This window comes from Bifidobacterium choerinum, from assembly GCF_002761235.1.
Lineage (GTDB): Bacteria > Actinomycetota > Actinomycetes > Actinomycetales > Bifidobacteriaceae > Bifidobacterium > Bifidobacterium choerinum.
This window is the reverse complement of the sequence record NZ_CP018044.1, coordinates 2,156,226-2,170,062: the sequence shown is the minus strand read 5'-3', so window position 1 is coordinate 2,170,062 and position 13,837 is coordinate 2,156,226. Positions and strand designations below refer to the sequence as shown.

14 protein-coding genes are annotated in these 13,837 nt (G+C 67.2%); 13 read left to right on the top strand and 1 reads right to left on the bottom strand.

Features of this window, described 5'->3' with window-relative positions:
• Window positions 1–61: 61 nt before the first annotated feature.
• From BcFMB_RS09005 to BcFMB_RS08945, 13 genes are all read left to right on the top strand, one after another.
• On the top strand, window positions 62–493 hold the full coding sequence (locus tag BcFMB_RS09005; protein ID WP_029675357.1) for a spermidine synthase family protein: 432 nt from the start codon (window positions 62–64) through the stop codon (window positions 491–493).
• The gene (locus BcFMB_RS09000; RefSeq protein WP_198405416.1) at window positions 490–1,701 is read left to right on the top strand and encodes a fused MFS/spermidine synthase; all 1,212 of its coding nucleotides are present in this window, start codon (window positions 490–492) and stop codon (window positions 1,699–1,701) included. The genes BcFMB_RS09005 and BcFMB_RS09000 overlap by 4 nt, the downstream gene beginning before the upstream one ends.
• 298 nt (window positions 1,702–1,999) lie before the next feature.
• Window positions 2,000–2,713: a translation initiation factor IF-3 gene (infC, locus tag BcFMB_RS08995; RefSeq protein WP_024540590.1), complete on the top strand. Its 714-nt coding sequence runs from the start codon at window positions 2,000–2,002 to the stop codon at window positions 2,711–2,713.
• A 17-nt stretch (window positions 2,714–2,730) separates the two neighbouring features.
• Window positions 2,731–2,922: a 50S ribosomal protein L35 gene (gene rpmI / locus BcFMB_RS08990; protein ID WP_024540589.1), complete on the top strand. Its 192-nt coding sequence runs from the start codon at window positions 2,731–2,733 to the stop codon at window positions 2,920–2,922.
• 47 nt (window positions 2,923–2,969) lie between these two features.
• The gene (gene rplT / locus BcFMB_RS08985; protein WP_024540588.1) at window positions 2,970–3,353 is read left to right on the top strand and encodes a 50S ribosomal protein L20; all 384 of its coding nucleotides are present in this window, start codon (window positions 2,970–2,972) and stop codon (window positions 3,351–3,353) included.
• A gap of 540 nt (window positions 3,354–3,893) precedes the next feature.
• The gene (xerD, locus tag BcFMB_RS08980) at window positions 3,894–4,817 is read left to right on the top strand and encodes a site-specific tyrosine recombinase XerD (protein WP_024540587.1); all 924 of its coding nucleotides are present in this window, start codon (window positions 3,894–3,896) and stop codon (window positions 4,815–4,817) included.
• 106 nt (window positions 4,818–4,923) lie between these two features.
• Entirely contained in the window at window positions 4,924–5,763 is an 840-nt protein-coding gene (locus BcFMB_RS08975) for a ParA family protein (protein WP_024540586.1), read from the top strand.
• A gap of 295 nt (window positions 5,764–6,058) precedes the next feature.
• Complete coding sequence (locus BcFMB_RS08970) at window positions 6,059–6,883, top strand: NUDIX hydrolase (RefSeq protein WP_024540585.1); 825 nt, start codon at window positions 6,059–6,061, stop codon at window positions 6,881–6,883.
• Between the two features lie 109 nt (window positions 6,884–6,992).
• Complete coding sequence (locus tag BcFMB_RS08965; protein WP_024540584.1) at window positions 6,993–8,393, top strand: MFS transporter; 1,401 nt, start codon at window positions 6,993–6,995, stop codon at window positions 8,391–8,393.
• 293 nt (window positions 8,394–8,686) lie between these two features.
• Window positions 8,687–10,621, top strand: coding sequence for a translational GTPase TypA (gene typA / locus BcFMB_RS08960; protein ID WP_024540583.1), 1,935 nt, complete (start codon window positions 8,687–8,689; stop codon window positions 10,619–10,621).
• A 183-nt stretch (window positions 10,622–10,804) separates the two neighbouring features.
• Window positions 10,805–11,326: an alcohol dehydrogenase gene (locus tag BcFMB_RS08955; RefSeq protein WP_232513803.1), complete on the top strand. Its 522-nt coding sequence runs from the start codon at window positions 10,805–10,807 to the stop codon at window positions 11,324–11,326.
• On the top strand, window positions 11,326–12,366 hold the full coding sequence (locus BcFMB_RS08950; RefSeq protein WP_024540581.1) for a prephenate dehydratase: 1,041 nt from the start codon (window positions 11,326–11,328) through the stop codon (window positions 12,364–12,366). The genes BcFMB_RS08955 and BcFMB_RS08950 overlap by 1 nt, the downstream gene beginning before the upstream one ends.
• Window positions 12,367–12,422: 56 nt before the next feature.
• The gene (locus tag BcFMB_RS08945; protein WP_099721779.1) at window positions 12,423–13,466 is read left to right on the top strand and encodes a prephenate dehydrogenase; all 1,044 of its coding nucleotides are present in this window, start codon (window positions 12,423–12,425) and stop codon (window positions 13,464–13,466) included.
• On the opposite strand, the gene BcFMB_RS08940 is transcribed toward BcFMB_RS08945, so the two are convergent.
• Window positions 13,456–13,704, bottom strand: coding sequence for a DUF6725 family protein (locus tag BcFMB_RS08940; RefSeq protein ID WP_099721602.1), 249 nt, complete (start codon window positions 13,702–13,704; stop codon window positions 13,456–13,458). The genes BcFMB_RS08945 and BcFMB_RS08940 overlap by 11 nt on opposite strands.
• Window positions 13,705–13,837 lie beyond the last annotated feature (133 nt).

The window sequence follows — 13,837 nt, the reverse complement described above, 5'->3', positions numbered from 1 at the left end:
GCGGCCCGCGCCCACGCCGATATGCGCGCGGCCCGTGCGAGGGAGACAAGAGGGAGGCACGATGCAGGTCGAAGGCGACGAGGACGTCAGGCGTCCGATCCTCAAGTCCAAGGTGTTCCTGTACGTCACCGAGTTCTTCTCGGGCATGGCCGTCATGGCCGCCGAGCTCGGCGCGCAGCGGCTGCTCGCGCCGTACTTCTCGAGCTCTCAGATCGTGTGGACGATCATCATCGGCACGATCATGATCGCGCTCGCGCTCGGCGCGGTCCTCGGCGGCTGCTGGGCGGACAGGGACCCCGATCTGGACAGGCTGTACATGCGCGTGCTCGTCGCCGCCGTCTGGATCGCGCTCGTGCCGCTCGTCGGCAAGTACATCGTGCTGCTCGTCTCCGGCGCGCTCATCGTGACGGTGTCGACGAACTTCCTCGTCGTCGCGGCCTTCGTCAGCTGCATCGTCATCTTCGTGCCGCCGCTGTTCCTGCTGGCACGGTGACGCCGGGGCTCAACAAGTTCGCGACGACGTCGCTCGCCGACAACGCGTCGGTCGTCGGAAGGCTGTCCGCATGCAACACGGTCGGCTCGATCCTCGGCACGTTCCTGCCGACCTTCGTGACGATCCCGGCCGTCGGCACCTTCGTCACGTTCCTTATTTTCTCCGGCGCGCTGCTCGCATTGCCGATCGTCTACTTCCTGTCCGCGCACGCGCACCGCGTCGCCTGCGCGGTCTCGGTCGTCCTGTTCGTGATCTCGGCGCTGTGTTCGCCGATGACCGGCTTCGCGTTCTGGATGAACAAGGACACGCTCGCCTACGAGGGCGAGTCGATGTACAACTACCTGCAGGTGCAGAACCTGCCCGACCGCACGATCCTGCCGACGAACGTGCTCTTCGGCGTGCAGTCGGTGACGATGAAGAGCGACGAGCCGACCGGCATGTACTACGACGTCGCGCTCGCCGCGCCGGCGCTCGCGACGCACGCCGACTCGGCGCTGATCCTCGGCATGGGCGCCGGCACCTATGCGCGTGCGCTGCGCCGCCACTCGCCGCAGACGAAGGTGACCGGCGTCGAGATAGACGGCAAGATCACGCGTCTGGCCGGCGAGTACTTCGACGAGCCGAGCGACATCGACGTCGCGACCTACGACGGGCGCGCATGGCTCGCCGCGAGCAAGGAGCGCTTCGACGTCATCATGGTCGACGCGTATCAGGACATCACGATCCCGTTCCAGATGAGCTCGCGCGAGTTCTTCCGGCTCGTCTACGGCCATCTGGCCGACGGCGGCGTCATGGTCGTCAACATGAACATGATCAGCGACGGACACGGCTCGATCAACGAGGCGCTCACCGACACGATCGCGTCGGTGTTCGGCGCGGGCAACATCGTGACGGCGGACGTGCCGAACACGACGAACCGCGAACTGTTCGCGCCCAGGCGCGCCGGCGCGTCGTCGCCGTCGATCGGGCAGCGGATCGCGGCGATGCGCGCCGGGGGCACGCGGCTCGACCGCGCGGTGCGGCAGGTCGACCCAGTGTTCCGGCCGGTCGCCGTGGACGCGGACGCGACGGTGCTCACCGACGACAAGGCGCCGGTCGAACTGCTCGGCATGCGCGCTATCGACGGCATCATCGCCGAACAGGCCGGCCCGTACCGTGAGATCCTCGAACGTGACGGCATCGGCGGGCTGCTGCGCGCCGTGCAGTAGAGGATGACGGATATGGACGTGCGGACGGCGCGCCGCAGACGGCCGTGTCGCGAAAGTCCGGGGATGTGGTATTATCGTTCAGGCTTGAGAAATCAAGAAAGTGGGAAACCCACCTGGAAGTTCATCATGACTTCGGGTCATAGGCACGGCCTTCGCGGTGATTCGTCACGGCGTCGGCGTTGCGCGCGGCCGGTGGACGGCATGTCCGGCACGGCGTCGCGCGGCAGGGAACGGCAGATCGGATGATCGACGGTGTTCCACGATGCCTGTGCATCGATCATGATGACGCCCGGATGGCGTGACCACTGCAGGAAACCATAGGATTGGAGTCATCATTAGCGACGAACCACGCATTAACGACGAGATTCGCGTCTCACAGGTGCGCCTTATCGGACCGAACGGCGAGCAGGTGGGGGTCATCGCGACTTCCGTCGCACTGAACCTGGCCAAGGAAGCGAACCTCGATCTCGTCGAGGTGGCACCCAACGCGAAGCCTCCGGTTGCCAAGCTGATCGACTACGGCAAGTTCAAGTACAACGAGAAGATCAAGCAGCGCGAAGCGCGCCGCAACCAGAGCACCGCGGAAATCAAGGAGATCCGTTTCCGCCTCAAGATCGACGAACACGACTTCGAAGTCAAGAAGGGCCACGTCGAGCGCTTCCTCAACGGAGGCGACAAGGTCAAGGTCACGATCATGCTGCGCGGACGCGAGCAGTCGCGCCCGATCGGCGGCGTCGAGCTGTTGCAGCGCCTCGCCGACGAGGTCTCGGATTCGGGAACGATCGAATCCGCGCCGAAGCAGGAGGGCCGCAACATCATCATGACCCTCGCCCCGAAGGGCAAGAAGGTGCACACGCAGTCCGAGCAGCGCCGCCGCGGTGCGGAATCCCGCGCCGAACGCCAGGCGCGCCAGGCCGCCCGCCTCGCCGCCAAGCAGGAGGCCAAGGCCCAGGAGGCGAAGGAAGCACAAGCCGTCGTCGCCGAAGCAACCGAGACTTCAGCAACGAAGTAACAACAAGGAGGGCAGCAATGCCGAAGATGAAGACAAAGACCGCGGCCGCCAAGCGCGTTCGTGTGACCGGTTCCGGTAAGCTCATGCACGCTGGCTGCGGCATGCGCCACAACCTCGAGCACAAGTCCGCTCACAAGCGCCGCGACCTGAAGCGCGACTCCGCTCTGCCGACGTCGCAGGCCAAGAAGATGAAGGGCCTGCTGGGCTGAGACCGGCAAGTCGAGATCGTTTCAAGAAAGAAAGCTGAGGAACAACAATGGCACGTGTCAAGCGCGCAGTGAACGCCCACAAGAAGCGTCGTACAGTACTCGATAGGGCCTCGGGCTACCGTGGCCAGCGTTCCCGCCTGTACCGCAAGGCGAAGGAACAGCTGCTGCACTCCTTCAACTACAACTACCGCGACCGCAAGGCGCGTAAGGGCGACTTCCGCAAGCTGTGGATCCAGCGCATCAACATCGCCGTGCGCAACGAGGGCATCACCTACAACCGCTTCATCCAGGGCCTGCGCCTCGCCGGCATCGAACTCGACCGCCGTGCGCTTGCCGATCTGGCCGTGAACGATCCGGAGACGTTCAAGACGATCGTCGAGCAGGCGAAGGCCGCGCTGCCCGAGGACGTCAACGCTCCGGTCGCCGCCTGAGCCGAGGACGCCATGCCGACGCGCCGGCGCATCGAACGATGGCCGGCCGCGGCGGAGCGTGCTTCAAGAGCCGAACCCACCTCGCGCGGGTTCGGCTCTTCGCATAGCCGTCGACGGCTATGGCGGCCGCGTCGGCTGGACGACTGCGGACGCCTGTGGCGTTTTGTGGGTGAGTCACCAAAGCAATGCCGTATTGGGTGCCGCAGGTGGTCGTTTGTGTGTGAGGTCACCTACGGAATGCCACATCAGCTGGCACAGCTGGCATTCTGCATGTGCGTCACCGATGGAATGCCGTGTCGGATGCTGCAGACGGCATTCTACGGGTGAGGTCACCAATGGAATGCCACATCAGTTGTCGCAGTTGGCATTCTGTGGGTGCGTCGCCAATGGAATGCCGTGTGATCGGCTGCGGATGGTCGTTCGTAGGTGCGGCACCTGCGGAATGCCGGCGTGCGGCGGTGGACGGGCCGCAGCGGGGTGCGTCGGCGGATATAAACGGATATAAATAGGAACAGACGGCATCGGCGAAGGAGGATGGGGATGGCGAACGGGCTGCGGATGGCGGAGTCGAAGTTCCTCGCGTACATCGACGTCGAACGCGGATTGGCGAAGGCGACCGTCGAAGCGTACGAACGTGACCTCGACCGCTATCTGCAGTGGCTCGACGCGCGCGGCATCGACGACGCGCGCGCGATCACGCCGCTGCACGTCGAGGCCTTCATCCAGTCGCTCGCGATCGACGGGCAGAGCGCGACGAGCCGCGCGCGGCATCTCGCGAGCGTGCACATGTTCCACCGCTTCATGCTCGGCGAACATCTCGTCGACGACGACGTCTCGCAGCAGGTGAAGGCGCCGAAGGCCGGGTCGGCGCTGCCGGACGTGCTCGACGTCGACGAGGTCGCCGCGCTGCTCAAGGCGGCGCGCCCCGAGGGCACGGACGACGCCGCCGGACTGCGCGACGACGCATTGCTCGAGTTCATGTACGCGACCGGCTGCCGCGTCAGCGAGGCCGTCGGCACGAACCTCGACGACTTCGACTTCGACGAGCAGGTCGTGCGGCTGACCGGTAAAGGCGACAAGCAGCGGCTCGTGCCCTTCGGCGACTACGCGCGCGACGCGTTGGACGCCTACCTCAGATACGGACGCACGCCGCTGCAGGAGAAGGCGAAGGGCGCGCCGGAATTGCGCGCGGTCTTCCTCAACCTGCGCGGGAGGCGGCTGTCGCGGCAGTCGGTGTGGGAGATCATCCGCCGCGCCGGCGAGCGCGCGCACATCACGCGGTCGCTGCACCCGCACACGCTGCGGCATTCGTTCGCGACGCACCTCATCCAGGGCGGCGCGGACGTGCGCACCGTGCAGGAGCTGCTCGGGCACGCGTCGGTGAAGACGACGCAGATCTACACGCACATCAGCCCCGAAGCGCTCATCGAAACGTACATCACCGCTCATCCACGCGCCAAATAGGCGGTTGCGGGGAGCCCGAAGCGGTACACTGGAAACTTAGTGAAGACAGGACGTCGTCGCAGCGTCGGCGGCGTCGGCACATGCATGACCTGATAAAGTGAGCGGTATGCCTACGGATTTGCTTGGACGAGAATACGAGACCTTCCCGGTACCCGAGCCGTTGCAGCAGCACGGTCCGGCGCGGGTCATCGCGATGTGCAACCAGAAGGGCGGCGTAGGCAAGACGACGAGCTCGATCAACATCGCCGGCGCGCTCGCGCAGTACGGCAGGCGCGTACTCATCGTCGACTTCGACCCGCAGGGCGCGGCGACGGTGGGTCTCGGCATCAACGCGAACGTGCTCGACAACACGATCTACACGGCGCTGTTCGACCCGAAGATCGACGTGCACGACATCATCCAGCCGACGAAGTTCGAGGGGCTCGACATCATTCCGGCGAACATCGACCTGTCGGCCGCCGAAGTGCAGCTCGTGACCGAGGTCGGCCGCGAGCAGATCCTCGCGAGCGTGCTGCGCCCGGTCATCAAGGAGTACGACGCGATCATCATCGACTGCCAGCCGTCGCTCGGTCTGCTCACCGTGAACGCGCTGACGGCGGCGGACGGCGTCATCATCCCGGTGGCCGCCGAGTTCTTCGCGCTGCGCGGCGTCGCGCTGCTCATGCAGTCGATCGAGAAGGTGCAGGCGCGCATCAACCCCGGACTCGAGGTCTTCGGCGTGCTCGTGACGATGTACACGCACACGTTGCACTGCGACGAGGTCGTGCAGCGCATCTACGAGGCCTTCGGCGACAAGGTGTTCCATTCGGTCATCTCGCGGTCGATCAAGCTGCCCGACGCGAACGTCGCGGCGGCGCCGATCACCTACTACGCGCACAACCACAAGACCGCGCGCGAATACCGCGAGGTCGCGCGCGAGCTCATCGCGAAGGGGATCATCGCCTGATCCGTCTGTTTTTTTTCGATCGCGCGGCCACTGCGCCGCGTGGGGCGAAGGCTCCGCGGCCACGAATATATCGTGGCCGCGGAGCCTTCGCCGTTTGCGGCGTCCGGCGTCTCCCCGTGCGGATTCCGCATGCCCGGCCGTCGTATCGACCACAATATGGACAGCACTTATAGTCATATTGACTATAAGTGATACGCTGACGATGACCGCGGCGGCGGCTCCGGCCGTCGGACCGCCGACGGATATGCGGACATGAACGACGACAAACGACGATACGCGTGGAGGAGTGCGGACGATGGGCATCGGCAACGTCAGCGAACGCCGCGACGAGGCGCCGCAGGTGGGCGTCACGTCGGTCATCCTCGCGCTCGGACCGGCCGACGGAGGCGCGCGCCGCCGCCTGTGGCTGCCGCTCGTGCGTCGCGTGCGCGAGCCGTTCCTCGGCGCGTGGGCGCTGCCCGGCGGCCCGCTCAGGGCCGGCCGCTCGCTCGAACGCTCGGCCTACGAGACGCTCGCGTCGACGACCGACCTGCATCCGGGCTATCTCGAGCAGCTGTACACCTTCGGCGACCCTGAGCGTTCGCACGGGGGAGTGCCGATGGTCTCGATCTGCTACTGGGCGCTCGTCGGCCAGGTGGACGTCGCCTCGCTCGAACCGAAGCACAACGTGGCCTGGTTCGCCGAGGACGCGCTGCCCGAGCTCGCCTTCGACCACCGTCGCATCGTCGACTACGCGATCTGGCGGTTGCGGCATCGTCTCGACATGCCGAAGGTCGTGCGCGAACTCGTCGGCGGGACCTTCACGCTGCGCGAACTGCACGCCGTGAGTGAGGCGGTCGAGGGACACCCGATCGATCTTGCCAACTTCCGCAGGCGCACGCTCGCCTCGGGAATGCTCGAGGAGACCGGAGAGCATCGCCGCGTCGGCCGCCAGCGGCCGGCCGCGCTCTACCGTTTCCGCGCCGACGTCGCGCCGGCGGACGACGGCGCGCTGCCGCAGGGATTCGACGCCGGCGACCTGTCGCGAATCGCCGCGCATGCGGCGGACGAACGCACGGCGGGCGGGCACGACGGCCATCCCGACGCGATCGCCGCGTTGACGACCGACGTGCGGCCGTAGCGGCGCAATGTGATCGATCAGCCCCGGCCGACCAATCGGTTCCAATCACACAATCCAATCCAATCCAATCCAATCAACCATCACCACTCGCAGCACATGGGAGGTACCAATGACCGCTGCAGAACGCACATTCGGCGTACCCTCGCGCGGCGCGGACGCGGACGCCCCGGAATCGCGCGCCGACATCACGACGCCCACGCGCAACGAACGACTCGACAGGCTTCCGCTCAACCGCGCGCACCGCAAGCTGCTCGTCGCCTCGGGCATCGGCTGGGCCTTCGACGCGATGGACGTCGGCCTCGTCTCCTTCGTCGTCGCCGCGATCGCCGCCGACCCGCACTTCAACCTCGACGCCGTGCAGAAGTCGTGGGTGCTGTCGATCGGCTTCATCGGCATGGCGATCGGCGCCGCGCTCGGCGGCTGGTTCGCCGACCGCTGGGGACGCAAGACCGTGTTCACGGCGACGATGGTCATCTTCGGCATCGCCAACGGCGCGATGGCGTTCTCGTGGACGCTCGCGATGCTGCTCGCCGCGCGCTTCGTCATCGGCCTGGGCCTCGGCGCCGAACTGCCGGTCGCCTCGACGCTCGTCTCCGAGTTCTCGCCGGCGAAGCAGCGCGGACGCATCACCGTGCTGCTCGAATCCTTCTGGGCCGTCGGCTGGATCGTCGCGGCCGCGATCGGCTACTTCGTCATTCCGAACACCGGCGACTGGGGCTGGCGCTGGGCGCTGCTCATCGGCGCGCTGCCGCTGCTCTACGCGATCGTCGCGCGCCGTCAGCTGCCCGAGTCGGTCCGTTTCCTCGAGGCGCAGGGCCGCGACGAGGAGGCCGAGCGTTCGGTGCGCTACTTCGAGGCGGCGAGCGGCGTCGAACCGGTCGAAAGCCGCAAGGCCGTCAAGCTGCCGAAGATCCGCACGCGCGAGCTGTTCGGCCGCAGATACCTCGGCGTGACGGTGGCGATCTGGGCCACCTGGTTCTTCGTCAACTTCTCGTACTACGGCGCGTTCACATGGATGCCGAGCCTGCTCGCCGACCAGTTCGGCTCGCTGACGAAATCCTTCGGCTACACGTTGGCGATCTCGCTCGCGCAGCTGCCCGGTTACTTCCTCGCCGCATGGCTCGTCGAACGCTGGGGACGTCGCCGCACGCTGAGCGTCTTCCTCGCCGTCTCCGCCGTCGCCGCGTTCCTGTTCTCGCGCTCGGCGAACGTGACGCAGGTGCTCGCCTTCGGCATGCTGCTGTCGGCCTCGAACCTCGGCGCGTGGGGCGTCCTCTATGCGGTGACGCCGGAGATCTACCCGACGCGTCTGCGCGGCGCCGCCTCCGGCGCGGCGGCCGCCTGTGGACGCGTGGCCGCGATCATCGCGCCGCTGCTCATGCCGTGGTTCCTGTCGATGGCCGGCGGCGACAAGTCGATCGCCTTCGTCGTCTTCGCCGTCGCCTTCGTGCTCGCCTGCGTCGCCGCGCTCTTCCTGCCCGAGAAGACCGGCGCCGCGCTCGACGACTGATCCGCGGAGACGAAAGCGGCCGCCCGTGTCCGGAACTTCCCGTCGATTGCGACGGATCCGGACGCGGGCGGCCGCTTTCGTCTCCGCATTCCCCCCGACGACAACGGAATCGGACACGGGCGTTCTGCAGGCGTCCGTGTCTCCAACCGGGCGTCGCGGAACCGGACGCTGAGCCCCGCGCATGCCGTGTCAGCATCGTCGCGTACCATATCGATGGTTTGTGTACGAATGGTGAACCGGACAGGGTTCGGCACGGTTACGCAGGAAATCAATGGCTTTAGGAGAAAACATTCATGGCGGTTCGCGGCGATATTCGTAATGTGGCAATTGTGGCTCACGTCGACCACGGCAAGACCACGCTCGTCAACGCAATGCTTCAGCAGTCCCATGTATTCAACGAACGCGAGGAAGTCCCCGATCGCGTGATGGATTCCAACGACCTCGAGCGCGAGAAGGGCATCACGATCCTCGCGAAGAACACGGCCGTACAGTACACCGGCCCGCTCGCCGAGAAGTACGGCCACCCCGAAGGCATCACGATCAACGTCATCGACACCCCGGGCCACGCCGACTTCGGCGGCGAGGTCGAACGCGGCATCTCGATGGTCGACGGCGTCGTGCTGCTCGTCGACGCCTCCGAGGGTCCGCTGCCGCAGACCCGCTTCGTGCTGCGCAAGGCGCTCGAGGCGAAGCTGCCAGTCATCCTGTGCGTGAACAAGGTCGACCGTCCCGACGCGCGCATCGACGAGGTCGTCGGCGAGGCCTCCGACCTGCTGCTCGGCCTCGCGCAGGACGTCATCGAGGAGGGCGTCGACCTCGACCTCGACTCGCTGCTCGACCTGCCGGTCATCTACTGCGCGGCGAAGGCCGGCTACGCGTCGACCGACCAGCCGGCGAACGGCCAGCTGCCGGACAACGACAACCTCGAGCCGCTGTTCGAGGCGATCATCAAGAACATCCCGGCGCCCGAATACGATCCGGACGCGCCGCTGCAGGCCCACGTCGCGAACATCGACTCCTCCGACTTCCTCGGCCGTCTCGGCCTTGTGCGCATCTACAACGGCACCCTCGAAAAGGGCAAGACCTACGGCCTGTCGCGCGTCGACGGCTCGATCGAGAACTTCCGCGTCTCCGAGCTGCTGCGCACGCAGGGCCTCGACCGTCTGCCGGTCGAATCGGCGGGCCCCGGCGACATCGTCGCCGTCGCCGGCGTCAACGACATCATGATCGGCGAGACGATCGTCGACCCGAACGACCCGCGCCCGCTGCCGCTCATCCACGTCGACGACCCGGCGATCTCGATGACCTTCGGCACGAACGACTCGCCGCTCGCCGGCACCGAAGGCAAGGACCACAAGCTGACGGCCCGCATGATCAAGGACCGCCTCGACCGCGAGCTCATCGGCAACGTCTCGATCAAGGTGCTGCCGACCGAACGCCCGGACGCCTGGGAGGTGCAGGGCCGCGGCGAACTCGCGCTCGCCGTCCTCGCCGAGCAGATGCGCCGCGAAGGCTACGAGCTGACCGTCGGCCGCCCGCAGGTCGTCACGAAGACGATCGACGGCCAGCTGTGCGAGCCGATGGAGTCGACGACGATCGACGTGCCGGAGGAGTACATGGGCACCGTCACGCAGCTGATGGCCGACCGCAAGGGCCGCATGGAGTCGATGTCGAACCACGGCTCCGGCTGGATCCGCCTGCAGTTCACGGTCCCGTCGCGTGGCCTCATCGGCTTCCGCACCGCGCTGCTGAGCGCGACGCGCGGCACCGGCATCTCCTCGTCGCTGTCCGCCGGCTACGCGCCGTGGGCTGGCCAGATCGTCACCCGCCAGAATGGCTCGATGGTCTCCGACCGCCAGGGCGTCGCCACGCCGTACGCGATGCAGCGCCTGCAGGCGCGCGGCAACTTCTTCGTCGAGCCGCAGTCGCCGGTCTACGAAGGCCAGGTCGTCGGCGTCAACAACAAGCCCGACGAGCTCGACGTCAACATCACGCTCGCCAAGCACATGACGAACATGCGCTCGGCGACCGCCGACGTCCTCGAGACGCTGACGCCGCCGATCAAGATGAGCCTCGAGGAGTCGCTCGACTTCGCGAACGAGGACGAGTGCGTCGAGGTCACGCCGGAGTCGATCCGCATCCGCAAGATCATCCTCAACCGCGAGGACTGGTACAAGTGGCGCGCCAAGCAGCGCCGCGCGAACAACAACGCGCAGAACGCGAAGTGAGCCGTATCCGACGGCGCACGATCTGACGGGGCTCCGCACATCATGTGCGGGGCCCCGTCGTCTCTATGCGGCCGCGCGTCCATATCGGCCGTGCAATACTGCCGCGCATGGCCCGGTACACCCGCGCGGGCCGGCACGATGCCTTCGCGACGTCTTCGCATGGTTCGCCTACACTGGGTGGCTATGAGCACCTCCGACCCCAATCCGATGCGGTCGCGCGACGCCATGCGCCGCTCCGACCTGCCATGGAGCCACCGGCAGAACGTCTTCGTCCGCAGCCTCGTCACGATCGCCAGCGCCGTCGCGGCGGGCGTGCTCGGCACGCTCGCGCACCGCATGGGCGCGTCGGCGAACATCCCCTACGGTCTCGTGCTCGCGTTCGTCCTCATCGGCGCCTCCGCGTGGTGCGCCCGCGCGCGCGGCGGCGTCCCCGGCCTGGCATTGCATCTGAGCGTCTCCTATCTGGCCGTCTGGTGCATGGCGATGCCGGGGCCCGGCGGCGACCTGATGCTGCCGATCGGCTTCCATGCGACGACGATTCCGTGGTGGTCGCAGCATGCGGGGTACATCTGGCTGTACGGATCGCTCATCGTCCAGCTTCTGCTGCTCATCTGCCCGGCGCGGTGGTTCCGCGTCGCGCCGGCGGCCGCCCCGCGGAACGACGCCGCTGCCGCATCCGCCGACGCCGCGGGGAAGGCCATCTGATGGGCGCGCGTCGGCTGTACTATCTGGGGCCGGAGGGCACCTTCACGCATCAGGCGGCGATCGAGGCGTCGCGGCTGCTCGCCGCGGGCGCCGCCGCCGACGTCACGTTGGAGCCGTGCGCCGACGCCGCGTCGATCGTGCGCGCCGTCGGCGAGGGGAGCGGATGGGGCGTCGTCGCCTGGGAGAACAACGTCGAAGGCTACGTCGTGCCGAACCTCGACATGCTCATCGACGCGCGCGACGTCGCCGGCTTCGCGCGCGTCGGCGTCGACGTGACCTTCTGCGCCTTCGTCACGCCGACGACCTACGAGCGGGCGATGGCGGCGCGCAAGGACGGCGAATCCGAACTCGACGCCGTCTGCCGCGTCTGCACGGGCGCGTCGGCGCATCCGCACGGACTCGCGCAGTGCCGTCGCTTCACGCAGTCCCATCGGCTGCGCGAGATGCCGGCGGCGTCGAACGCGGCCGCCTGCCGCGACCTCGTTGACGGCCGCATCGCCTTCGGCCCCGAGATCTGCGGAAGCCTGTACGGGCTGCGCCTCGTCGCACGGGGCGTCGAGGACTTCCACGGCGCGCGCACCGAGTTCCTCGTCATCGCGCGCCGCGACGACGTGCACGACGAACTCATGGCCGCACGCGCGCGCGGCGTCGCCGAATTCGAATCGATCCTCACGTTCATTCCGTTGGCGACCGGTCCGGGCGTCCTCGCCGACGCGCTCGACGCGATCCGCGACGCCGGACTCAACATGACGAGCTTCATCTCGCGCCCGATCAAGGGCCATGACGGCACCTACAGCTTCATCGCGACGCTCGACGCGGCGCCATGGGAGCCGCGCTTCCACGCGCTGCTCGTCGAAATCATCGAACACGGCGACTGGATCAAGACGCTCGCCGTCTATCCGCGCCGCGAGCGGCCGCACCCGCCGGTGGACGAATGGATGCTTCCGCAAGGCGGGGTACGATGCACTATGGAGACCAACGAGACATTGTCCGCTTCCCGAAGCGATGATGCGACGATGCGAAAGGAACTGCTGTGGTAGAAGAGGTAGCTGGCTCCGTAGAGGTGACGGACACGACGATCGAGGAGACGGTGACGATGCCCGACATCGGCCCGGAGGGCATCGACTGCCCGCGGCACATCGCCATCGTCGGACTCGGGCTCATCGGCGGCTCACTCGCGCTGCGCCTGCACTCGGCGGGCATCCATGTGAGCGCGTGGAACCACCGCCCGCATCCGTACGTGGCGGCGCGCGCCGTCGGCATCGACTGCAAGGACAGCCTCGAGGAGCTCGTCGCCGAGCATCCGGACGTCATCGTGCTGTGCAACTCGCTCGTCGCGATGCCGAAGATCCTCGAGACGATCAGGCCGATCATCGATCCGGCGCGCACGACGCTCACCGACGTCGGCAGCGTCAAGGGACTCGTACGCGAGCAGGTGCATGCTGCCGGCATCACCGACTGCTACGTCGGCGCCCACCCGATGACCGGCAACGAACACTCCGGATGGGCGGCCGCCGACCCGTCGATCTTCGACAACGCGCTGTGGGCGCTCACCTACGACCACCATACCGATTACGCGCGCATCGTGCAGGTCGCCGGCATGATCACGCGAGGCCTGCGCAACACGATGATCGTCATCGACGACGAGACACACGACCGCGCCGCATCGCTGATCTCGCACATGCCGCACGTCGTCTCGACGGCGCTCATCAACGAGCTGACGGCGAACCCGGACCGCAACATCGCGGCCGCGCTGTCCGCCGGATCGTGGCGCGACATGACGCGCGTCGCGCTCACCGACCCGGCGCGCACGGCGGCGATGATCGTCGAGAACGCCGACAACGTCGAGACGCTGCTGCGCAGCATGGCGCGCCGTCTCGAATCCTTCGCCGACGCATTGCACGACGACGACAAGGCGACGCTGCGCCGCTTCTTCGCCGAAGGACAGCCGTATCGCGACTACAAGGCGAGGCAGCGCGAGGCGATCACGACAGGCGAGACGCAGACCGTGTTCACGACGATCAGGATCAGCTCCGACGACTGGCGCCGCGACCTGCTCGAATCGGCCAAGCGCGGCGAGCACATCGTGCGCTTCACCTCCGGGCACCACGCGCTCGCCGAACGTCAGTTCATCGTCTGACCGGGCGCTCCGGCACCGGCTTGAGGATCGCGATGTCCTCGGGGCGGATGCTGACGTCCTGCGCCGGCCGCGAGCCGTTCGCCGCCGCGTCGCGCGTCATCTCGAGTGTCTCGCCGTCCCATGAGCGGACATGGCCGACGACGTCGCGGTACTGCATGCGTCCGGTGCGTTCGTCGACGCCGGCGTGGAGGCGCACGACGACGCGCGCGACGGCGGGGATGTGTTCGGGAAGTCTCATGACGGCCGCCTTTCTGATCGTCCTGCATGCGGCCTGCCGTCGCATGCAGGACGGCATTGTAGTCGGCGCGCCCAATCGACATATGCACGCGGAACGAGGCGGGCCCCGCGCACGATGTGCGCGGGGCCCGCCT